The 22,563-nt window shown below is 69.9% G+C and carries 16 protein-coding genes; 3 read left to right on the forward strand and 13 right to left on the reverse strand.

All coding sequences use genetic code 11. The annotated features are described in order from the left end of the window. Positions 1 to 6: 6 nt before the first annotated feature. The 13 genes from ACG04R_RS20610 to ACG04R_RS20670 all read right to left on the reverse strand — a co-directional run bounded on the left by ACG04R_RS20610 (position 7) and on the right by ACG04R_RS20670 (position 15,747). Positions 7 to 1,959 carry a baseplate J/gp47 family protein gene (locus tag ACG04R_RS20610; RefSeq protein WP_394415282.1) on the reverse strand — a complete coding sequence of 651 codons (1,953 nt, stop codon included), beginning with the start codon at positions 1,957 to 1,959 and terminating at the stop codon, positions 7 to 9. Beyond that, entirely contained in the window at positions 1,956 to 2,414 is a 459-nt protein-coding gene (locus tag ACG04R_RS20615) for a GPW/gp25 family protein (protein ID WP_394415285.1), read from the reverse strand. Before ACG04R_RS20615 ends, ACG04R_RS20610 begins: the two co-directional genes overlap by 4 nt. A gap of 4 nt (positions 2,415 to 2,418) precedes the next feature. Then, positions 2,419 to 3,126, reverse strand: a complete 708-nt coding sequence (locus tag ACG04R_RS20620; protein ID WP_394415287.1) for a hypothetical protein — start codon at positions 3,124 to 3,126, stop codon at positions 2,419 to 2,421. Continuing rightward, positions 3,123 to 3,542, reverse strand: a complete 420-nt coding sequence (locus ACG04R_RS20625; protein ID WP_394415290.1) for a hypothetical protein — start codon at positions 3,540 to 3,542, stop codon at positions 3,123 to 3,125. The genes ACG04R_RS20620 and ACG04R_RS20625 overlap by 4 nt, the downstream gene beginning before the upstream one ends. A 5-nt stretch (positions 3,543 to 3,547) precedes the next feature. Next, on the reverse strand, positions 3,548 to 4,258 hold the full coding sequence (locus ACG04R_RS20630) for a type VI secretion system Vgr family protein (protein ID WP_394415293.1): 711 nt from the start codon (positions 4,256 to 4,258) through the stop codon (positions 3,548 to 3,550). After that, positions 4,255 to 5,310, reverse strand: a complete 1,056-nt coding sequence (locus ACG04R_RS20635) for a hypothetical protein (RefSeq protein ID WP_394415296.1) — start codon at positions 5,308 to 5,310, stop codon at positions 4,255 to 4,257. The genes ACG04R_RS20630 and ACG04R_RS20635 overlap by 4 nt, the downstream gene beginning before the upstream one ends. A 194-nt stretch (positions 5,311 to 5,504) precedes the next feature. Further along, positions 5,505 to 7,628, reverse strand: a complete 2,124-nt coding sequence (locus ACG04R_RS20640; RefSeq protein WP_394415299.1) for an RHS repeat domain-containing protein — start codon at positions 7,626 to 7,628, stop codon at positions 5,505 to 5,507. An 11-nt stretch (positions 7,629 to 7,639) separates the two neighbouring features. After that, complete coding sequence (locus ACG04R_RS20645) at positions 7,640 to 11,056, reverse strand: hypothetical protein (protein ID WP_394415302.1); 3,417 nt, start codon at positions 11,054 to 11,056, stop codon at positions 7,640 to 7,642. Beyond that, complete coding sequence (locus tag ACG04R_RS20650; protein ID WP_394415305.1) at positions 11,053 to 11,649, reverse strand: DNA circularization N-terminal domain-containing protein; 597 nt, start codon at positions 11,647 to 11,649, stop codon at positions 11,053 to 11,055. The genes ACG04R_RS20645 and ACG04R_RS20650 overlap by 4 nt, the downstream gene beginning before the upstream one ends. 73 nt (positions 11,650 to 11,722) lie before the next feature. Further along, positions 11,723 to 12,721: a hypothetical protein gene (locus ACG04R_RS20655; protein ID WP_394415308.1), complete on the reverse strand. Its 999-nt coding sequence runs from the start codon at positions 12,719 to 12,721 to the stop codon at positions 11,723 to 11,725. Continuing rightward, positions 12,718 to 13,245 carry a hypothetical protein gene (locus ACG04R_RS20660; protein ID WP_394415311.1) on the reverse strand — a complete coding sequence of 176 codons (528 nt, stop codon included), beginning with the start codon at positions 13,243 to 13,245 and terminating at the stop codon, positions 12,718 to 12,720. The genes ACG04R_RS20655 and ACG04R_RS20660 overlap by 4 nt, the downstream gene beginning before the upstream one ends. Before the next feature lie 19 nt (positions 13,246 to 13,264). Continuing rightward, positions 13,265 to 13,768: a hypothetical protein gene (locus ACG04R_RS20665; protein WP_394415314.1), complete on the reverse strand. Its 504-nt coding sequence runs from the start codon at positions 13,766 to 13,768 to the stop codon at positions 13,265 to 13,267. Positions 13,769 to 13,788: 20 nt separating this feature from the next. Next, complete coding sequence (locus tag ACG04R_RS20670; protein WP_394415317.1) at positions 13,789 to 15,747, reverse strand: phage tail sheath C-terminal domain-containing protein; 1,959 nt, start codon at positions 15,745 to 15,747, stop codon at positions 13,789 to 13,791. A 487-nt stretch (positions 15,748 to 16,234) separates the two neighbouring features. Between ACG04R_RS20670 and ACG04R_RS20675 the strand changes: the two genes are divergently transcribed. The 3 genes from ACG04R_RS20675 to ACG04R_RS20685 all read left to right on the forward strand — a co-directional run bounded on the left by ACG04R_RS20675 (position 16,235) and on the right by ACG04R_RS20685 (position 22,554). Beyond that, positions 16,235 to 17,902 carry a glycoside hydrolase family 43 protein gene (locus ACG04R_RS20675; protein ID WP_394415320.1) on the forward strand — a complete coding sequence of 556 codons (1,668 nt, stop codon included), beginning with the start codon at positions 16,235 to 16,237 and terminating at the stop codon, positions 17,900 to 17,902. 196 nt (positions 17,903 to 18,098) lie between these two features. After that, the gene (locus ACG04R_RS20680) at positions 18,099 to 21,230 is read left to right on the forward strand and encodes a TonB-dependent receptor (protein ID WP_394415323.1); all 3,132 of its coding nucleotides are present in this window, start codon (positions 18,099 to 18,101) and stop codon (positions 21,228 to 21,230) included. Positions 21,231 to 21,327: 97 nt separating this feature from the next. Beyond that, on the forward strand, positions 21,328 to 22,554 hold the full coding sequence (locus ACG04R_RS20685) for a glycoside hydrolase family 30 beta sandwich domain-containing protein (RefSeq protein ID WP_394415326.1): 1,227 nt from the start codon (positions 21,328 to 21,330) through the stop codon (positions 22,552 to 22,554). Positions 22,555 to 22,563 lie beyond the last annotated feature (9 nt).

The raw sequence follows: 22,563 nt of genomic DNA on the forward strand, positions 1-22,563 counted from the left end.
TCTCCGTCAGGCCTGCGCCAGCAACGCGGTGCCGCCGCGCATGCCAGGGTAGGCGGCGGCTTCGATCAGCACTTCCAGCGATGCGGCGTCGAGCGTCGCGAGGCCCGGGATGGTCACGGCGTCGAAAGTGGCGCTGGCCGTCGCAGCGCCGTTGAACAGCGCCGTGCCGCTGACCTGGGCGACCTGCTGCAGCGGCTGGTTGGGCGTGGCCGATGGCTTGCCGCGTATCGTGGCCCGCAGCGCGAGCTGGTAGTGGCGCATGGCCACCGGAACCTCGGCGTCGTTGCGCAGCGCCAGCGTGCAGGTCAGCGCCGTGCCGCCGGTCAGCTGGGCTGCGCTGGGCAGCAACGAATCCAGGGGTACCACCTCGATGGCGCCCGAATCGGGCCGGGCCTGCTCGTCGGGGGTGATCAGGAAGGGGTCGCTGGCGATGGGCTGCAGCGGCGCGGCCAGGCGCTGGAAGTCCAGCTGCGCCTCGCCGATGTCGGCCAGGCCAGCGATGCGGAACGCCAGCGAGCCCAGCTTGCGCGGCGACACCGCCTCGCCGATGCCTAAGGCAGCGATGGCGTCGACGACGGCCTGCTGGTAGGCCGCGTAGGCCGCCGCACCGGCGCCGATGGTGTCGGGGATGACGCATAGCACGCCGGAGACGGTCACCGTCGACACCTGGGTCACGCGCGCCTTGATGCCGGCCGAGCGGGTCTGGTCGACGGCATCCTGGACCTTGCCGAGCAGGTCAGCCTCGCCGGTGGCGAAGCGCACCCAGACCTCGCCCAACGGGATGGCCGGGTCGATGGAGAAGTCGCGCACCTCGACGCTGTCGACGCCGTCGATGCTGAGCACGGCGAAGCGGATTGCGTTCAGCGTTGCATTGCCGGCCGTCTCCAGCGCGTGCTTGGCGCGCTCGCGAAGCGCCTCGTCGGCCTCGGCGGCCTGGCCGCCGGTCAGCGGCTCGAGGTTGGTCACGCCGCCGTCCAGGCCGCGTGGCGGCGTGGGCATGACGGTGAGGCTGCCGGAACCGAGGTTGCCCTCGGGGCCGGTGTCCAGCGCGATGACGGGCACCGTGGTCGTCGGTACCTTGGCCAGGTAGGTCAGCAGCAGCGTGGCCCCGGCGGGCGGGGCGCTGGCCAGCGTGACAGTCATGCCGTCGTCGCCGAAGGGCTTGCCCGCCGCGGTGTCCTGCGTGGCCAGGTTGGCTGTGCTGCCCTTGGCGCGCACATTGACGAGGCTGCCGATCACCTGCGTCGCGTGCAGCACGCTGGCGGCCGGCGTGATGGTCTCGACCAGCTGCGCGGGGATCACGCCGGCTGCCGTGACCTTGAACAGCCGGCCGCGCGCGTCGGCGACGCGTGTGCCGAGCGGGATGACGACGTCGATGCGCGGCGGCTTCTTCAGCGTGAACGTGACGTCGCCGTGCGCCGGCAGCGCCTGGTTGCGCGACACGTTCAGCAGCGCGACGACGTTGTCCAGCGCCGGGCCTTGTGCGTAGTCGATGAAGGCGCGGCGGTAGGCCTCGTCCATCTGCTCGTACAGCAGCTTGAGCTCGCGCGACACCGCGCGCACCAGCGTGCCGGCGACGCTACCGGCGTTGAAGTCGGTGATGCCGGAGGGCAGGTCGCGGTAGAGGTAGCCGACCGTCAGCCGCGAGTTGTCGTCGGGGAACCAGCCAGCCTTCAGCGACGGGTCGGAGGTGTCCAGCGGCTGCCACACCAGCTGGCCCACGGCGTAGCGGTAGTGCTGGTTGAGATTGAATATGGCCGGCTTGCCGGCGACAAAGCCGGTGATCTGCGCGGCCAGGCCGCTGACCGGGCCGGCGCCGCGGATCTGGTAGGCGCTGGTGCTGGCCTGGAAGAGGATGTCCAGCGTCGCGGGCTGCTCGACGCCCAGCTCCAGGCTGGTCTGCAGCGAGTTGATCAGCGACTCGAAACTGCGCGAGAAGGGGGTGCCGACGTCGATCATGGCAAGGCCTCCGTGCCGCTCAGGGCGAGGTCGAACACCAGGTTCAGCGGCCGCTGCTCGGTGATCAGGTGCACGTCCATGCTCAGCCGCAGGATCTGCCGCTCGCCGGGGATGCTGACGATCTCGACCGCGTCGACCTTGGCGACGCGCGGGTCGGCCTCGATGGCGGCGCGCGCGAAGGCTTGCGCCTTCAGCCGTGTGCGCGGCAGGTCGGGCTCGCCGATCAGCTCGTGCAGCCGCGAGCCGTAGTCGGGCCAGCCCAGCAGCGCCAGCTCGCCGACGCGCACGCGCAGCCGCAGCGCCAGCGCCTGCACGATGTCGTCGTTGCCGGCGGCCAGCGCGATGTCGCCGTACAGGCCGACCGGGCCGACCAGCGACAGGTCGGCGCCACCGGCACCGTCGCGCAGCGCGAGGTCGATGCCGTAGAGCCTGGAGCGGTCGAGGACGGTGGCCATGGTCTTATGCCGTCAGGTTGATCTGCCGCGTCACGGTCAGCGAGCCGGTGCCCGCGGTGGCCACCAGCGACAGCACGTGGGCGCCGGTGCCGAGATTGCCGGGTAGCGGGCCGGCGTAGCGCAGCCAGACCTTGTTGTCCGCGGTGAAGACGGGCAGGGCGGGCAGGTCCAGCGGCACGTCGGCGCTGTTGGCCGCCGTGGCGCCGCTGACCGGGGCCAGGTGCAGGTGCAGGCCGACGCCGTTGAGCTGGCGGTAGCCGGCGTCGGTCCAGTTGCCGGGCGCGAGGAATTCGATGGTGGCGCCGGCCTTGGACAGCGACGCGCCGGCGGTGGCCGGCGTACGCAGCGTCGATCCGGCGAGCTGGTGTACGACGCACGGCGCGGGCGAGGCAGGGGGCGCGCCGCCCGCCAGCGCGGCGCGCTTGACGGCCTTGATCGACGGCAGGTCGATGCCGAGCTGGTCGGTCGCGGCGAGCACGACGGTGTGGGTGCCGAACTCGGCCAGCGCGGTCAGGCTGCCGGCGAGCGAGGCGGCCGTGTAGTCGGTGGGCAGCAGCTCCGGGTGGGTCGCGTTGGCGTTCGCGTTCAGCGATGAGAACCATTTGAAGAACAGCCCAGCCGTGTTGCCGGTGGCCGTGCCGCGCAGCGCCACCGGCGCGGTCAGCACGCTGCCGTGCGTGGGGGCGGTGATGGCGAGGGTGACGTCGCTCATGACTGGCCGCTGCTCGTGAACGAGGCCGAACCGCCGGACGGAAAGATCACCGCCTGGTCGCCGACGACGTTGATCGGGATGTGGTTGATCGTCACGCCCGAATTGACGCTGCTGGGCAGCACCATGCCGGGCCACGGCGCGCCGGCCACGCCCTGCATCGCCATGCCCAGCGCGACGATGGCCTTGGTCTTCTGCTTCACCGTCAGGTTGAAGCTGTTGATGATCCAGACGTCCGGCTGCGGTGCAATGGGGCTGGCCGGCGGCGGCGGCAGGATGACCGGTGGGGCGACACCCTGCGAGGGATCGCCTCCGGTCACCTGCACCAGCGCCTCGGCCGTGCCGACGAGCAGCTTGTCGCCCTTGAACGTGAGGTTGCCCATCAGGTTCAGCGTGCCTTTGAGCGTGATGTTCGCCATGGCCGCTACCCCGAGATGTCCGTGCCGGTGATCGTGATGCCCGCGGCCTTCACGGTGTGGCCGCTGCTGAGCGTGGCGTCGTCGTCGACGGTGAGCTTCTTCTTCATGTGCACGTCGCCGTCGACCGTCAGCGTCTGGCAGGTGAATTCGATGTCCTTGTCCTTGGACAGGATGGACACCTTGCCGCCCGGGTCGATGGTGAGCACGAAGTCGTCGCCCGACTTCAGCTCGATCAACCCTTCCGGATCGATGCGGATGCCGGCCTTGAACTCGCTGTTGTCCTCGGGCTTGGTCACGTCGCGCTGGATGAAGATGCTGCCGTCTGCGGCCAGGCGCAGGTGGTTGAGCTTGCCGTCGGACAGGCGCTGCTCGAACAGCACGTCGTCGGCCTTGAACAGCGGCGCACGGGCGCCGTCGCCGTCGTTGTAGAAGCGGCCGGTGACCAGCGGTTGCTGGATGTCGTGGTCCAGGAAGCTGACGAGCACCAGGTCGCCCACGCGTGGCGGCACGGCCGCGCCGATGTGCGTCGTCGAGATCGGCACCTTGGCCAATTCCAGCCCGTCGTGCTTGAGGCGCACGTCGCATTCGTAGTTGGCCGTGTCGTCGTCGCTCTCGTGTGCGGTCATCGCCGTTACGGTGGCGAGCTGCGGCCCGCGGTGCAGTGCCAGCTCCTCGCGCACCGTGCGGCGGATCAGGTCGAGCCAGTCGTTCATCATGACGACGCCTCCTCGACGGCCAGCACCAGGTCGGTGACAAACCCCTCTTGCGCGCCGAAGCGGTGGCGCAGCCCGGCGACCATGCCGCTGCGGTTGAGCCCCTCCTCCGGCGCGCCGGACAGCCCCCAGGCGTCGCCCAGCTCCAGCGTGGCGTTGCCCAGCACGCTGGCGCGCACGGCCGTCGTGCGACGGCCGAAGCTGGCCGCGTAGCCGGCGGCGAAGCGGCCCGCCATGTCCTTGGTGCGTGCGGCGGTGTCGGTGATGAGCCAGTCGTCGCCGCTACCGGCGGAGTCCTCGTAGTCGCTGTCCTTGGCCGTCAGCCAGAAACTCTTGTCCTCGCCCTGGCCTGACGTCGGGCTCTCGCCGCCGACGACGATGGTGCGCGCCAGCGGTGGCCGCAGGCTGCCCTCGGCGGCGAGCAGATGCTTGCCGTACTCCAGCGTTGTCGTGCCGCCCTCCAGCAGCGATGACGCCGCACCGGCCAGCGCGCCGCCGATGCCACCACTACCCAGTGCCGCCGCCGCGCCCAGGCCCTTGAAATGGACCTTGCCCTGCCGGTCGGCGAACAGGGAAAAGCCCAGTCGCTCGGCCAGCCGGCGCAACTGCGCGTGCGCGCCGACGCGTCGCTCGACGGCGTAGCGCGGCAGCGTGACGCCGTCGCTGATGTCGCCAGCGTCCAGCGCGGCCTGGCCGAGCAGGTCGCGCACGACGTCGCCGGCGCTGGTCTCCTGGTAGAACGACGCGACGCGCAGGTCCACCAGTGCCAGCATCATGCCGACGCAGAACAGCCGGCAGCCGCCCAGCCGCGGGCGCAGCTCGGCGACGCTGCCGGTGAACACGCGCTCCAGGCCGGCGTCGCCCACGCCCAGATCCAGCGTGACGTCGTCGCCGACAGCCGCGCCACCGCTGGCGCCGAGGTCCACGCGCAGGCAGTCGATGGGCACGTCCAGGCTGCGCTCGACGACGAAGCGCACCGGCGCAGACGCGGGCGAATCGCTGTCGGCGCCGAGGCTGCCGGCGGTGAAAGAGAAGCGGGGCGAGGACGCAGCCATCTCAGCAATCCATGGCGTGTCCGCCGCTTCTGCGGCGCGCGAAACCCGTGGGCCGAGCGCCGGGCCGCTCCCAAACCGGCCCGCTCTGGCGATGTGCGAGGGGCTCAATGCCGCGAGCATCGCCGTCCCCTCGGGGGACCGACCGGGCGCGCCCGCGTTCAGCGAGGCGAGACTGGGCGAGGGGCTGTCGCATCTCAAAAACCTCCGTGCTCGCGTGCGTCTTTTTCGAGGCTCGCGTCCTGGTAGCCGTTCAGGATCACGTCCCACTCGTAGATGCCGAACAGCGGCAGGCCGAGGTGGAAGAACGGCCCCCACCAGCTGTACTGGTTCACGTGGCGCAGCTCGTGCTCGTAGAGCGCCTGGGCCTTGGGGATGGTGACCGTGCCGTTGTAGGCCGGCGGCGAGACCGGGTCGGGCAGCGCCTGGAAGGCCGGGTGCTGCTCGTACTCGCCGTTGACGAAGATGACGTTGCCGAAGGTGATGCCCAGCAGGCTCTCGAAGGAGCCGATCCAGCCGCCCTTGAAGACCAGCGCGAAGGCGTCCAGCCGGCTGGACGAGGCGACGTCGAAGCCCGGCGTCTGCCAACTGACGTGGCCCAGCGTGACGGCGTAGACCAGCCAGCGCACGACTTCGCCGATCAGGCAGGTCACCTCGACGGCCAGCCCGAAGGCGGTGTTCGGCAGCGTCCACAGCACGCCCAGCAGCGACAGCAGTACGCCGCCGAAGCTCCAGTGGCCGTTGGGGTCGAAGCGGTTGACCGGGTCGTTGGCGCAGTAGGCGTGGCGGTTGCGCAGCGCCGGCTCGCGCAGCCACTCACCCAGGCAGCGGGCGCGTGCCATGCGCTGCTGCACGGCCGGCACGAAGGGGTTCACGAGGCGCGCGTCGTCGGGCGCGCCGGTGTGGCTGTCGGGCGTCAGGAAGCGGGCGAGAAGCGGGTCGTACCAGCGGCTGCCGATGCGGTAAAGGCCCAGCTCGGCGTGCCAGAAGCGGCCGCGGAAGATATGCAACTCGCCGTCGGCCTCGGGCAGACCGAAGGGGGAATAGCGCAGTGGCGCGTCGGTATGCACGAGGTTGCCGCCGTGGTCGCACAGCAGCGTCTGTGTCTGGCCGTCGGAGTCGTGGCGGAAGTCCACGACTCCGACGATGCCAGTCGGCAGGCGCAGCACGATGAGCAGCGGTCGGCCGTGGCCGTCGGCCACGGCCAGCAGCGCGTCGTCGGGGCCGTAGACGTAGCGTTCGGTGCCGGCGGGGCCGGACTTCAGCACCAGCCGGCCCTTGTGGTCGTAGGTGAAGTGCGCGACGCACTCGCCGTTGACGAGTACCGACGTCAGCTCGTGGGCGCCGTTGTAGCGGTAGACGCGCTCCTCGCCGGCACGCTGCACGCTGGTGATGTTGCCGTGGCGGTCGAGGTGCAGGGCTGCATCGACGGCGACGTTGCCGCCCGCGTCGTAGTGGTAGGCGCAGCTATCGGCCTCGGCAAGCCGGCCCTGCGCGTCGTAGCGGTAGCGGCGCTCGCCTTCGCGGACGAGGCGGAACTGCTCGTCGCGTACCAGCTGGGTCTCGCGCAGCGGCTGGCGGCGGTGGCCGAACCACTGCCGCACCGGGCGGCCGCTGCCGGGGTCGTGCCAGGTCACGGCGCGCCGGCCGTCGGCCCCCTGCAGCCAGCTCAGGCGCCGGGTGTCGTCGCTGCCGAGTCGCACGACGGGCCGGCCGTTCCAGCGCACCGACGCGGGCCGGTTGCGGGCGTTCCAGCCGAAGGCGATGCGCTGATCCCACTCGGGGAAGTCGATGGCCTCAAGGCGCCCCGCGGTGTCGAAGTGCTGGCGCAGCGACAGCGGCACGCCATCGACCGTCTGCGTGATGCCGACGAGCCGGCCACTTTCGTCGTGCTCGAAGCGGCTGGCCTCGCGTTCGCTGCGCGCCTCGACGACGCGCTGGCCGTCCCAGCGGTAGAGCCAGCTGCCGGCATCGCCGCGGCGCGTGCGCCGGAGCCGGCCTTGCGCGTCGTAGTCGTGCGCCAGCGGGTTGGCCTCGCGGTCGATGGCGGTGAGCCGCCCGGCGGCGTCGTAGCGGTAGCTCGCCTGCGTCGCGCCGTTGCGCAACAGCTCCAGCAGCCGGCCGTCGCTGCCGTAGCGGTAGTCGAAGCGGGTGCCGTCGGGCTCGGTAATGTGGGTCAGCTCGCCGCCCGTCCAGCCATAGGCACTCAAACCCGCACCTGCGCGCACCCGCAGCGGCAGGCCTGCTGCGTCAAGCTGGGTCTCGCTGCCCGCCTGGCGGCCGGCGGTGAAGGCCTGGAGCTGTTGCAGCGCGGGTTGCATCGCCGGGCCCCTCATGCCGCAACCGCTGCGCTGGACGACCCGAGCGGAATCGCGTCCAGCATCGCGTCGAACTCGTGCCGCACGCGGTCGAGCTGTTGGTTGAAGCTGGTCTCCAGGTTGGCCAGCAGCGTCAGCAGGCGGTGGAACAGGTCGTCGACGATGAGCTGGTCCAGCTTGGCCAGCAGCGCGGTCACGTCCTGCAGGATCTGCTCGAACTGCGCCTTCAGCGCGTCCAGCACCTGGGTCAGCGCCGCGCGGATCTGGGCGAGGAAGGCGTCGATGGCCGTCTTCAGCTGGTCGATCAGGCCGCGCACGGCGCTGCCGAGCTTGTCGATGAGCTGGTGGAACAGCGCGTCGAGCTGCACCTGGATGGCGGCCGGGTCGATGGCCTTGAGCGGGTCGGTCAGCGGGTCCCACACCGACGTGCGCAGTTCGGCGGCCAGCGAGTCGGGGTCCAACACGTCGAGCTTGGTGCGCAGCGCCGTGTAGACGCCGGCCACGGCGTCCTGAAGGCCGGCCGGGTGCAGTAGCAGCGCAGCGTTGCGGATCTCGGTGAAGAAGCCGTTGATGGAGCCGTCCAGCGCCGTCTGCAGTGGTGTCAGGTCGGCCAGGAAACGGTCCACCGCGAGGTCGATGCGGCGCGCCTTGGTGGACGGGCGCAGCGCGGCGAGGCCGGCGCGCACATCGGCCATCGTCAGCGGCTGCGGCTGGCGCAGGAAGTCGGGCAGCAGGCGCGACAAGTTGGCATCCAGCCGCGCCCAGGCGGCCTGCGCACCGCTAGTGTCCAGGCCGTTGATGCGCTGGCGCAGTGCGGCGGACAGCGCCGCTTGTGCGGTGATCAGGCCCTGCAGGCGTGAGGCGCTGCCGGCGCTGATGTCGATGGGCGCGATGACCGCGCTGAGCTTGGCGCGCAGCGAGACCTTCAGCGCTTCGTTGCCGGCGGTGAGGTCGAGCTTCGCGTTCAGTTGGACGCTCAGCGCCGGCAGCGCGACAACGCCGGCCAGCGCGGTCGGCGAGAGCGCGCCCAGCCGCCCCTGCGCCTGGCGCAGCACCGCCAGCACGCCGGCCGGGTTCAGTGCGGGCAGCGCGATGCCGATGCCGGTGCGCAGGCCGTCGAGCGCCGCGAGCAACTGGTCCTCGGGCAGCGTGTCGACGGCGCCGACGAGCTTGTCGAAGGCGAGGTCCAGCGGCTGGAACAGCGTGCTGGGCTTGAGGTGGCCGGCCAGGCCGCTGCTGAACTGGCGGATGGCGGTGTCCGGGTCACCGAAGATGGCGTCGGCGATGCCCAGCACCAGCGTCTTCATCGTGTCGAAGAAGCCGTCCAGCGGCGCGGGCAGGTGGATGGCATCCAGCGCGTCTGCCAGGCCCTGGCGCGCCTGGGCAAAGAGTTCGCGCTCCTTGGTTTCCAGCGTGGTCAGCAGCGGCGTGATATCGATGAGGTCGACGAGCTTGTCGATCTCGGTCTTCAGCAGCCGCAGCGGCTCGACCCAGACGTCGGGGTTGGCGCGGTTGATGGTGGCCATCATCTGCGCGTAGGGCGCCTTCAGCGGGTCCAGCAACGCGCCAGGCGAGAGGCGGTTGGCCTGGGCCAGTAGCTGGTCGACGAGCTGGTTCAGCGGCGCGAGCACCAGTGTGCCGTTGATGCCCTGCACGGCGCCGCCGACCTGGTCCAGCAGCGCATTGACCGGCGCCACCAGCGCGCCGCCGTCGAAGCCGCCGATGCGCTGGCGGAACTGCAGCCAGGCGTCCAGCACGGTCTGCACGCCCTGCGTAAGCTGGTCGTCGATGGTCTTGAATCCGCTCTTGAGCTGGTTGTCGATCATCGACTCCAGGTCGACCGCACGCAGGATGGCCAGGCCGGCCTGCAGCGCCACCTTCTCGACGTCGGACAGCGAGTTCGGGTTGATGGCCGCGAGCTTGGCCTTCAGCGCGTCGATCTCGTCGATGACTTCATCGGCCACCGGCTGGAAGCTCAGGCCGTCCAGTTGCGCGAGCAGTGCCTTCAGCTCGTCCAGCCCCGAAGACAGCTCGCCGGCCAGTTGGTCGATCAGCGAACCGACCTGCTGGACGGCGCCGGCGATGGTCTCGCCCAGCTCGGCGATGGGAATGTTGTTGAACTGGGCCAGTGCGTCGGCCAGTGCCGTCTGCAGGCCGCCGAGCAGGTCGTTGCCGATGTTCTGGTCGATGAAGTCGTGCGCGTGCTGGAAGCCGGCCTCGATGTCGGCGCGGACCTCGGTGATGCCGAGCGCGTCCAGCTCCTGCTTGACGCGCGCCAGCATGCCGCTGACGGCCTGGCGCACCTCCTCGGTCGGCACCGACTCGATGGCCGCCTGGATGCGGCCGATGAAGTCGATGATGATCTGCCGCACCTGGGCCGGCCCGGAGTCGGCGAACAGGTCGTGCAGGCTGGTGGCCACGCGCGTGACCTGGCCGGCCAGCTCCTCGGGCGACAGGCTCATGCGGAGCCGCGCCAGCAGCGACTCCAGCATGCCGGCCATCGCGTCGACGGCGTCGTCGATGGTGGGCACTTCGTCGAGCGGGATGGCGGCCAGCACCGTGGCGTAGGCCGAGAACAGCGAGTCCCAGGCGGGCGCGCCGACCACGGCGGTCAGCGCCGTGCAGGCGGCCTCGACAGCGGCGAAGGCAGCGTCCAGCGCGGCGCTCCAGGCCTGCAGTAGCGCTTCCAGTGCGGGGTAGGCGGCAGCGTCGGCGGCGTCGAAATTGCGCATGGCCGTGGCCAGCGCGCTGAAGGCGGTCAGCAGTGCGTCACGCGCCGCGCCGATGGCGGTCTCCAGCGATGCGGCGCTCAGCGGCTCGGCGAAGGCCAGCGCGCCGCCGAGATGGGCAGTGGCCGCGGCCAGCAGGTCGTGCTCGACGCCGATGAGGTTGCGGCCCAGGAACTCCAGCAGTTCGCCGGCCGCTGGCGCAGGGCCGCCACTGGCCAGCTGCTCCAGCAGCGTCAGCGCCTCGGTGACGCGCGCCAGCGTGTCGGCGTCGATCAGCGAGCTTCCCAGCACGGTCAGCTTGGTGCTGAACTGCGCCAGCACCTGCTCGACCAGCGCGAGCGCGGTCTGCTCCAGGCTGTCGCCGGGGTGGATCTGCTGGATCAGCGGGCTGTTCGTCAGGAAGTCGCTGAGCTGCTGGTAGCCCTGGTCCAGCTCCTCGACGAAGCGCAGCGCGTCGGCCGGCAGCGCATTTTGAATGGTGGTCAGCGCGCCGGGCAGGCGCTGCGTCAGGCCGCTGACGTCGATGTCGAGCGCACCCTGCAGGCCGCCCAGCGCCTGCGCGACGCCGTGCAGCGGCGAGTCGGCGCCGCCGCTGGCCAGCGATGTGGCCGTGTGGACGAAGCCGGTCAGTCCCGTCTGCGCGTTCGTGGCGGCGTCCTGCGCGGCGTGCAGGTCGGGCAGGCTGGCGGTGGCGCCGGTCACAGCAGGCCTCCGATGGCCGACAGCGTGCCGGCGGCGTTGCCGGTGGCGCCGCTGAAGCTGTCCAGCATGCCGGGCAGGCGGGTCGTCGGGTTGCCGAAGTCGGACGCGCCGGAGAGCAGGTCGCCGAGGCTGGACACCGCGGCCAGGGCCGACTGCATGTCGTCCATCGCGCCGGCGGCCTCGGTCAGCAGGCCGGCGTCCAGGTCGCCGAACGGGCTGCTGGCCGGCGGCGGGGGCGGCGGGACGTACTCGCACAGCGCGCACTCGAAGTCGAACTCGTCGAGCCGGCCGGCGCGCTGGCCGACGTCCAGCCGCTCGACCAGCACCTGCGAGAAATAGCCCTGGCCGGTGATCTCGCAGAGGAAGTCCACCGGCTCGCGGCTCAGCAGGTGGTCGCGCAGCGTCTTCATGTCGTCGGCGGCGGTGTCGCCGTAGAAGATGCCGCGCAGCAGGATCTGCACGCTGGGGCGGCCCAGGGCCTGTGTGGCGTCGCCCTCCTGGCCGGGCACGGCGTGGCGCACGAAGCGCGCGCCCTCGCGGATGTCGATGCTGACGAGCTTGTCCACCACCACGCCGGCGATCTCGAGGCTCATGGTTGCACCCTTCGGCCTGCGGCCTGTCCCGCCAGGCGGGAGCGAGCTTGCTTGGGGCGGCCCCGCGCTGCGTTCATGTGCCCAGCCCTCCGGTGAAGCCGAGGTGGCGGATGCTCATCTCGCGCAGGCGTTCGTCGAGGCGGTCGATGACGCGGTCGACGAGGACTTCTTCGGCCATCGGGTCGGCGGTGGCGGCCGCGCGTGACGCGGCCGGCGCGGCGGACGGCTCTGCCAGGGCGGGCGAGAGCGCGGAAGGCGGCGTGAGCGTCGCGATGTCCGGCGGCTGCGTCGCGGCGGCGGGCTGCTGGCTTTGCGCGACGGCGGTCTGCATCAGTTGACGCAGCGCGGGCAGCCCCTCGACGACACGGGTGCGTTTCGGCTCGGCCGGCAGTTCGCCGTCCGGCGCCTGCTGGTGCGCCCGTGGCCAGCCGATGACGCGGGCAGATGGCGCTGGTGAAGTCATCGTCGCCGCAGGCATCGACGCGTTGCGCAGGGGGACGGCCGGCGTGGATGACAGCGTTTGTCGGAGCGCGCTGGGCCGTGGTCCGGGCTCGGTGCCTGGACCCGTGGGCAGGGCAGGCTCGTGCTGCGGGCTGGCGGTGGCGCCCGTTGCAGCCGCGGCGATGGGTGCCGGGCGATCGGCCGTGGTCGCTTGCACTGGAGGCGCAGCCTCGGCCAAGGTGCCGGCGCGGACGGTGCGAAGCGCCGGGAAGGCGGGCGGTGGCGACGCGCTCGCCGCGCTGCGGGTGCCTGGCTGCAGGAGGAGCGGCGCTGCCGACGCCGGCGAGGGCGCGGCCCGCGTGGGTGCCAGCTTGCTGGCGGTGGGAAGCGGCGATGGCCAGGCGTGGCGTGGCGCGTAGGGCGTGGCCGGCGTGGACGCGGCGCGCGGCGTGTCCACCGGGGTTCCCGACATCGCCGCGGTGATCAGCGACTCGAAGCGGGCCCAGGGATCGCTGCCTTCCGGCACGAGCTGCTCGAACCACGCCAGCGCGCCTGGGTGCAGCAGTTGCGCCTGCAAGCGCCGCAACGCGGCCGCAGGCGCTGCCGGGTTCCAGCCGATAGCGGTGTTCACGGTTGCACGCCCGGGCCGGGCAGGGCGGACAGGTAGACCGCCATCTGGCCCGGCGTCAATTCGGCCACCTGCGACGGCGTCCAGCCGTAGTGGCGCGCCAGCCGCAGGTGCGCCTCGCCGATGGCCGAGTCGGTGGCAGCGCGAACGGCTTCGCCGTCGGCCTGCAGGCCCGAGATGCGGTGCACCGCGGCGACGAGGAACTGCACCAGCCCGGCGTGCAGGCCGCGGATCTCGTCAAAGCTCAGCTGGGGCTCGACGAGCGACTCCTTGATCATCAGCAGCGGCACCAGCGCGGCGTCGTCCTGCGCGGCGCGCGATATCAGTGCCAGCGTGGCGACCTTCAGCGGGCGCAGCCGCACGACGCGGCGAGTGGAGCTGGTGTCGTCGGTCTGCCCCGGGCGCAGCACAGCCGCGGGGATCTCGACGTCGTGCTGCAGCTGGCTGCCGGCCAGCAGTTCCTGCGGCGTCAGCAGCGGCGCGGAGGCCGGCATGTCGGCGTCCGCGTGGCGCGGAAGGCTGTTCATGGCTCGGGCCTCGGGCGGTTCAGGTTTCCTCGTAGGCCACGCGCATCGCCTGGAAGCTGACCGCTTCCATGACGAAGGTGTCGCTCGGGATGGTGTAGTTCCAGCGGTCGAACTTGACGCCGAACAGCGTGATCTTGCTGGACTGCGTCGGATGGTTGGGGTCGCGCAGCGTCGAGATCAGGTTGAACGACGGCTGCACGAAGGCCGGCCCGCTGGGCGGGCTGACGGCACCGTCGCCGAGGAGCAGGCGCAGCAGCGCGCCGTTGACGTGGGCGCGCTCGGCCGAGCCGTTCACGCGCACGATGCCCGGACGCAGGTGGGTGGGATAGCGGTTGCCGATCTCGTAGAAGGGTTGCACGTCGCTGCTGATGCCGATGGCGACGTTGGTCAGCCGGCCGACGACGTTGGACAGGTCGTACTGCGAGACCAGCGCGTCGGCGGCCTTGCCCTCGGGCGTCGAGGTGTCCTCGACGCCGAGCACCAGGACCGCGTCGATCGCGCGCAGGACATCGGTGTTGGCCATGGTGATGCTCCCGTGTCAGTTCATTGCAGGGTCATGACGACCCGGATGTAGTCGATGCTGAAGGTCGGCTGGATGGTCATGACCACGCTCACCTGGCCGGCGATCTCCTGGGCGCGCGTGGCGCTGACGTCCAGCGTGTAGCCGGTCAGCGCCTCGTCCTGCACCATGCCGGTCAGGAAGGCGTCCAGCGTGGCCTTCAGCGCGGTGCGCACGCGGGCGTTGTTGAGCCGGCCGATGTAGGGGTTGGCGGCCGAGCGGACGCCGTACTTGGCGTAGTCGACGATGCGCCGCGTCGGGATCGAGGAGAAGGGCTCGCCGACGCCCTCGGTCGTGACACCCTTCAGCGCGCGGATGCCTTCCTTGTTGATCAGCATCAGCACGTTGCGCTCGATGAGCTGCGCCTGTTGGCCGCGGTTGGCGTACAGCGTCAGGTCGGGCACGTTGATGACCTTGTTGGTCAAGCTGGTCTGCACCGGCAGCGAGGCGATCATGCCGGCCACCGCGGCTGCGGTGTAGGCGGGCGGCAGCACCGTGCCGTCGGGCTGGCGGATGCCGGGCGCGGCCAGCACGACGCGCGCCTCGGCCATCTTGTGGCCCAGGAAGTCGGCGACCGTGCTGCCCGGCGCGCCGATGACGCCGATGCGTTCGAGGTCGACCTGCTCGGTGGCCAGCAGGTGGTCGACAAGGGTGGAGCCCATGCCCGCCGCGTCCTGGCCGGCCAGCACGACGATGTTGACGAGCTGGTTGGAGATCGCGTCCAGGCCGGCGGCATATTCGTCCGTGCCGGCATCGGCACCGTCGGCACCGCCCAGATTGCTGCCGGTACCGAAATAGGCACTGACGCCGGTGGCGGGGCGCGCGTTGCCGAAGCCGGCGTCGGCGGCGACGCTGACCAGCGCCGATGCCGCGGCCATCGTGGCCAGCGAGTTGCCGTCGGGCACGACATAGCTCTCCTTGACCTGGCCCCAGCTGAGGTTCACCTGCACGCTGTCGGCCGGCTCGACCGAGTAGCTGGCGCTGAGGACGTCGCCGGCCACGGCGCGCGGGCCCTCGCCGGCGGCAAAGTCGAGCTGGCCGTTCCAGACCGTGATCAGCACGTGGCCAGCGGCCGGTGGCGCGTGGTCCACGCCGTAGGTCGCGACGACGCTCTGGCCGGCGGCCGGCACCTGTGTGGCCTCGAAGGTCAGCTCGCCGGTGGTGGCGTTGAGGCGGACTTCACCGACGCCCGGCGTCGCTGCGATGTCGTAGATGATGGTGCCGGGCGTGACGCCGGCGGGCGTGTTGGCGCCGTAGGCTCTCACCGGTGCGCCGTTGCCGTCGCGCACGACGATCGAGTTGATCGCGGCAACGACGGCGGCAGGCGCGTTGGCGAGCTGGAAGGTGCCGCTGCCGTTCTTCGCGACGGTCTCGTCGCGGGTGACGTATTTGTAGTCGATGTCGAAGTTGTCGACGCGCCGCGTGTCGCCGCGCACGACCTGCAGGCGGTTCTGCGGCCCGGGCTGCACGCTGTGGTACTTCAGCGCGGAGAAGCCGCTGGTCTGGCGTTCGCCGGTGATGCGCGCGGGCGTCTTGGCGTCGGTGACGGCGACCTGGATGTTGTTGCCCCAGGTGCCCGGCGTGGCGGCGGTCAGCACGGCGACGGTATGGTCGGCTGCGTCCTTGAGCGCGTACTGCGCGGCGGCGGCGCGGGCGCTGGCGACGCGCACGGCAATCACCGTCGAGGCGCCGTTGCCGTAGACCAGTTGCAGCGCGCGGGTCAGCGTCAACGGGTTGCTGCCATCGCTGGGTACGTTGAACCGGTCGGGCGCGCCAAACAGGTCGTTGGCATCGGACAGCGACGCCAGCGTGACCGGGACGCCGATCGGCCCCGAGCTCGCCGTGCCGATGACGCCGACGACGCCGGTCGTGACGCCGCCCGCCGAGATCAGTCCCTCCGTGCGTTCCTCGATATAGGTGCCGGGAATTACCATCTCTGCCATCTCGACCTCCTCGGTCAACGAACATCGGCGGCATCGGGCCTCTGGCAGGCCGGTGCGCGTGAGCCGCTAGGCGCGCACTGCGTAGACAAGGTGAGTTGCCTCGGCGGCGATTAGAGGAGCGATCACTCGACCGGAGCATCCCCAAACCGATTGACGGTCTGCGCGGTGCTAGGTCTTGCGTTGCCGCGCGTTGCGGCGCATGGAAGGTCGGCCGTTCTGCAGTGGCCTTGTGCTGTCCCGCAAGGAGTCCGGCATGGGTTCCGGGTGCGGGTGACTGCAGGGGTAGGAGCAGGCCCGTCGGGCACCAGGCCGCGCTGATGCGAGTGTGGGCGCGCAGACGTCAGGACGCGCAGAGGCATGCCCGCATGGACACCGCAGCAACCGAGAGGCTCGTCTCCTGCGCTGTGGCAGCACCGGGTATGCCCTAGATCAGTCAAAAAATGATAGCGATACCATTTGCTTTGGTAAACATACCATTGGAGTGCGAGTGAATCAGTTCTTCCGGCACCGTGCGAGTGCTGCTTGTTTCGCCGTCATGGCGTTCTTCGTGCCAGGTGTCCTGGCACAGACGCAGTCCGCCGCGGCACCAGCGGCCGAGCCGGGCGCGATGCCGGCCACGTTCGAGAACCCGGTGGTCAGCGGATTCGCGTCCGACCCCAGCGTCTGCCGCTCGGGCAACGATTTCTATCTCGTCACCAGCACCTTCGAGTACTTGCCCGGGCTGCCGGTCTATCACAGCCGCGACCTGGTGCACTGGCGGCTGGTGGGCAATGCGCTGTCGCGCGAGAGCCAGCTGAGCTTCGTCGGCCGCAAGAGCTCGCAGGCCATCTTCGCGCCGACGATCCGCTGCGAGGCGGGCCGGTTCTACATCGTCACGACGGACGTGGGCGGCATCGGCAACTTCTTCATCACGGCGTCCGATCCGGCGGGCGAATGGTCCGACCCCGTTCTCCTGCAGGAATCGGTGTTCGGCATGGACCCGTCGTTCTTCTTCGACGACGACGGCACGGTCTACTACACCCGCCACGGCGGCGGCCGCAACGGTGGCGTCTACCAGGCGCGGGTGGACCTGAAGGCCGGCAAGTTGCTGGAGGAGCCGCGCCTGGTGTGGAGCGGCATGGGCGGCATATGGCCCGAGGGGCCGCATCTGTACAAGCGTGACGGCTGGTACTACCTGATGATTGCGGAAGGGGGTACGTCCTATGACCATCGCATCACGATGGCCAGGTCGCACTCGCCGTGGGGGCCGTTCGAGGCGCATCCGAACAACCCGGTGCTGACCCATCGCAACAAGCCCGACAGCCCCCTGCAGGCGCTGGGCCATGCCGACCTGGTGATGACACCCAAGGGCGACTGGTGGGCGACGCTGCTGGCCATCCGTCCGCAGCAGGCCGAGGGTGGTCGTCATCACCACATCGGGCGCGAGACGCTGCTGGCGCCGGTGCGCTGGCGTGAGGACGGATGGCCGGAGTTCGGGCAGGGCGGTGTGCTCGAGCCGCTGCAGCCCACCACGGGGCTGCCGGGCTGGCAGCCCTGGCCGCAGCCCGCCGTGCGCGAGACCTTCGCGGCCGACCGCAAGCTGCCTCTGCACTGGACCTTCCTGCGCACGCTGGCCGCCGGCAAGTGGTCGTTGACGGCGCGGCCGGGCCAGTTGCGCCTGATCGGCGCGCGCAACGGGTTGGACACGATCGGCACGCCCGCCTTCGTCGGCCGGCGGCAGGAACACCTGAACCAGCGCTTCGCGACCGAGGTGGATTTCAGCCCTGCCGACGCTGGGGACGCGGCCGGGTTGGCGCTGCGCATGAACGAATCCCACCACGCGTTGCTGCGCGTGACCGGCGCAGGGGAGCAGCGGCGCGTGGAGTGCGTCCTGCGGACGGCCGGCGAGCCGCGTGTGCTGGGCTCGGCCCCCGCGCCGGCCGGCGCTTTGCAGTTGCAGGTGAGGGCGGACCCGCAGCGCTACGAACTGGCCTGGCGGCCAGTTGGCGACGCCAAGGCGTGGCAACTGCTGTGCAGCATCCCGACGCACCGGCTGTCGACCGAGACGGCCACCGGCTTCACCGGCGTCTACCTGGGCCTGTTCGCGCAGAGCGCCACCGACAAGCCGGCGACGGCCGACTTCGGCTGGGTGGACTTCGAGGCGCTGGGCCCCTGAGGTCGCGCCGCGGGACGTTGTCCCGCGGCTGCAGTCGGCACAGATCGGGAAAACGATAGGGCGCTCGCCAGGGGATGGCACTAGACTGAAATGGTTGCGATACCAAACATTTGGTTGAATTACCAATCGAGCTGAACCCACCGTGAGGTGGCGGCTTCAACAAAAGGCCCTCCATCGGGCCAATCAGGAGACAAGAGTGAACGGAAATTCAACGAGGGCGGGGCGCCGCCGTGCCGCGGGGCGCAATCTCTTCGCGACCACGCTGCTGGCTGGCCTGATCGCCAACGCCTTCGCCCAGACCGCGCCCGCCTCGGCGCCGCAGGGCAAGGACAACAAGCTGGAGACGGTCGTCGTCACCGGCTACCGCAGCTCGCTGGCCAACTCGGCGCGCGAGAAGCGTGATGACGTGGGCCTGAGCGAGACCGTGTTCGCCGAAGACATCGGCAAGTTCCCCGATCCCAACATCGCTGACGCGCTGTCGCGCGTGCCGGGCGTCGTGGTCAACCGTGGCGCCATCGACGGCGAGGGCCTGAACATCTCGATCCGCGGCATGGGCGCCAACTTCACGCGCGTCCTGCTCAACGGTGCGCCCATCGCCTCGGCGTCCGCCGGCTCATGGGGCGGCAACATCAGCGCCAACCGCGAGGTCGACATCGACTTCCTGCCGGCCGAGCTCTTCCGCAGCGCCACCGTCTACAAGAGCCAGCGTGCCAGCGTGCTGGAAGGCGGCATCGCCGGCACCGTGGACATGCGCAGCGCGCGGCCCTTCGACAAGCAGGGCTTCCGCTCGGCCTTCACGATGAGCGGCAATTACCGCGACCAGTCGGGCAAGTGGGGCACCACCGGCTCGGCGCTGGTCAGCAATACCTGGAACGGCGGCTCGGGCGGCACCTTCGGCGCGCTGGCCGGCGTGGCCTTCGGCGACACCAACTACAAGACCACCGGCTTCCAGACGGTGGACATGCGCAACTTCGCGCTCAACAGCAGCCAGTGCCTGAGCACCGACAACTGCAACAACACCAGCGGCGGTTCGCAATCCACGCCGGCGACCGTGCCGTCGGGGCTGGCGCTGTCCGACCTGCCGGCCTACGCGCAGTCCATCCTCGTCCCGGGCAAGACCATCGACCGCAACATGCTGCTGGCGCTGAACCCCGGCGCCAACATCAAGCAGATCGACAACGCGCTGATGGGGCGCCTGGGCCGGCACCTCTCCTACGAGGGTGAGCGCAACCGCGTGGGCGGCATCATCAGCCTGCAGGCGCGCCCGAACGAGAACGCCGACTTCTACCTCGACATGATCGGCGGCGTGAAGTCCAACAAGATGATCTACCAGGCGATGAACGCCGGTACGCGCGCATCCACGCCCATCCCCATCGGCATGGAGTTCGACCGCAGCGACTGCACCTACGGCTGCGTGCTGAACAAGGCGACGTTCGCCAACACCTTCTGGTCGCTGGAGTTCCGGCCGATGAAGGAGAAGACCAACTTCTGGAGCCTGAACCCGGGCGCCGAGTTCCGCCTCACGGACCAGCTGACCGTCGACGCCCACCTGAACTGGACCTACAGCAACTTCTTTCGCGACATGCCCTCGGTGCTGCTCGCCACGAAGTCGCCCAACTCCGTCATCACCTACGACAACTCCAAGCCCGGAGAGATCCCGACCTACTCCAGCAACATCGACATCAACGACCCGAACAACTTCGGCTGGTACCAGGCCGGGCAGGGCCTGTCGGGCCTGCGCATGGACCTCTACGAGCGCCGCAACACGACCGAGGGGCAGCGCGTCAACGTGAAGTGGGGCGACGAGAAATTCAGTGTCAAGGCCGGCGTTTCCCACGACGACATCGAGCGCCGCTACCGGGGCTACGGCGTGCCCGACGCGTGGATGAACGTCGCCTGCGGCAATAACGTCAGCTACCGCTTCTTCCCGGCCAACACGCAGATCCAGGGCGCTTGCGACGGTCGCAGCACACCGGGCACCGCGCTCGCGGCGACCGCCTACCCCGGCTACGGCACGGGTTCGACGGCGGGCCAGACCACGCCGCTGACCTACCTCGGCTCCGTCGTGCCCAACGCCAGCGTGGCCAACTACGCCCATGCATCCAGCCAGGGCTTCATCACGCTGGACTGGGACAAGTTCGCCAAGGACACCGACTACCAGTACTTCCGCGACAACATCCGCCGCGGCTTCTACACCGGGTCGGGCGGCTATCTGCGCGAGGACGTGACCGGCTTCTACGTCGAGACCGATGGCCGGGTGCCGGTGTTCGGCCGCACGCTGCGCTACAACCTCGGCCTGCGTTACGCCGAGACCGTGCAGACCATCGGCAACGTCGTGTCCCAGGCCGATCCGCGCAACGCCACGCTGACCAACGGCGGCCTCTACGACAACATCGCCGTCTGGACGTACGAGACCAAGAGCTACTCCAACACGCTGCCGTCGTTCACGCTGGCCTACAACGTGATGCCCGACCTGATCGCCCGCGCCTCCGGGTCCAAGTCCATCACCCGCGCCAACCCTGCCGACCTGAAGCAGAGCAGCATCGCCATCGGCGACCAGGGCGTCACGCAGGGCAGCGTGACCAACCCCAACCTCAAGCCCTTCAAGTCCAACAACCTGGACCTGTCGCTCGAGTACTACATGACCAAGGAGGCCTACGTCTCGCTGAGCGCGTTCGGCAAGGATCTGGTCGGCCGCCCGGGCAACCGCATCACGACCTACTCGCTGGCCCAGCTGGACGCCATCTACGGCACCATCGGGCTGACCAGCGCGCAGCAGATCGCCGTCGATGCCGCGGGCGGGCGCGACAAGAAGCTCGTCGAGATCACCGAGCCCTACAACATCGACACCAAGCTCAAGGTGCGCGGCTTCGAGCTGACCTGGCAGCAGCCGCTGGACATGCTGCCAGTCAAGGGCTTCGGCTTCACGGCCAACTACACCTACAACAAGCAGACCGACGAACTGCCGAACGCGCTGCCGGTGGCCGGTGTGCCGCCACGCACCAGCAACGTGACGCTGTACTACGAGCGCAACGGCCTGAGCTTTCGCGCGGCGCGGCAGTACACGGCGGCCAACATCGTGAACGCCAGCGTCGGCCTGAACGCGCCGGGCGCCTACATGTGGACGACCGCCCGCACGCAGTACGACCTGTCCGCCGGCATCAACCTGAAGCAGGCCTTCGGCTTCGCCTACGATACCAGCCTCAACCTGAGCGTCTGGAACGCCACCAACGCGATCAGCAAGACCTACGTGCAGTTCCCGAACGCCGTCTTCGACGAATACAAGCCGGGCCGCAGCTACACGCTGTCGGCGCGCGTGGCGTTCTGACGATTCGGGCGGGCATGTGGCTCGCCCGGTTCCGGGCCTCCGAGCCCTCCAAGCCCGAACGATCCCCGTTCGGGCTTTTTACTTTCTGGAGACAGCAATGGCATTCAATCCATGGCGCCGCCTGGCGTCGGCTTTGTTGTGGGCGATCGGCGGGGCGTTGGCGGCCGGTACGGCCGGCGCGCAGACCGTGACGATCAATCCGAACACCAGCTACCAGACCATCCGCGGCTTTGGCGGCATGAACGGCGCGGGCTGGATCGCCGACCTGACGTCCAGCCAGATCGACACCGCCTTCGGCACCGCTGCCGGCCAGGTGGGCCTGTCCATCATGCGCATGCGCATCGACCCCGACAGCTCGACGTGGGCGACGCAGTTGCCCACCGCGGCCGCGGCCAAGGCCAAGGGCGTGACGCTGTTCGCCACGCCGTGGACGCCGCCGGCTTCCATGAAGAGCAACGGCAGCCGCGTCGGTGGCAGCCTGCTGGCCGCGAGCTACGGCGACTACGCCACTTTCCTGCTGAACTTCGCCAGCTACATGAGCAGCGGCAACGCGGCCCTGTACGCGGTCTCCGTCCAGAACGAGCCCGACTGGCTGCCCAACTACGACAGCTGCAGCTGGACGTCGGACCAGTTCCGTGCCTTCCTCACCGCGCAGGGCTCGCGCTTCGGCAATCTCAAGGTCATCGTCACCGAGTCGCTCAACGCCAGCAAGACGCTGGGCGATCCCATCCTCAACGACGCTTCGGCTGCCGCGCAGATGGACATCATGGGCGGGCACTTCTACGGCGTCAGCCCCAGCGACTACCCGCTGGCGCGCAGCAAGGGCAAGGAGCTGTGGATGACCGAGCACTACACCGACAACACCGACGCCAACGACTGGACGGCGGCGCTGCCGGTGGGCCTGGAGCTGCACAACACGATGGTGTCGAACTACAGCGCCTACGTGTGGTGGTACATCCGCCGCTCCTACGGTCTGCTGACCGAGGACGGCCTGATCAGCAAGCGCGGCCACGTGATGTCGCAGTTCGCCCGCTTCGTGCGGCCCGGCATGGTGCGCATCGCCGCGACCGAGAAGCCCTACAGCGATACCTATGTGACGGCCTACAAGGACTCGGCCGGCAAGCTGGTCGTCGTGGTCATCAACAACGGCACGTCACAGCGCCGTGTGGACCTGACGCTGGCCGCCGGCTCCGCAACCTCCTTCACGAAGACGCGCACCAGCGCCACCGTGTCCAGCGGCTATGCGGGCAGCTACGCGGTCAGCGGCGGCGTCGCAACGGCCTACGTGGACCCGGGCAGCATCAACACCTTCGTGAGCCAATGAGGTGAAGGC

Source organism: Pelomonas candidula, from assembly GCF_043555985.1.
Lineage (GTDB): Bacteria > Pseudomonadota > Gammaproteobacteria > Burkholderiales > Burkholderiaceae_C > Pelomonas > Pelomonas candidula.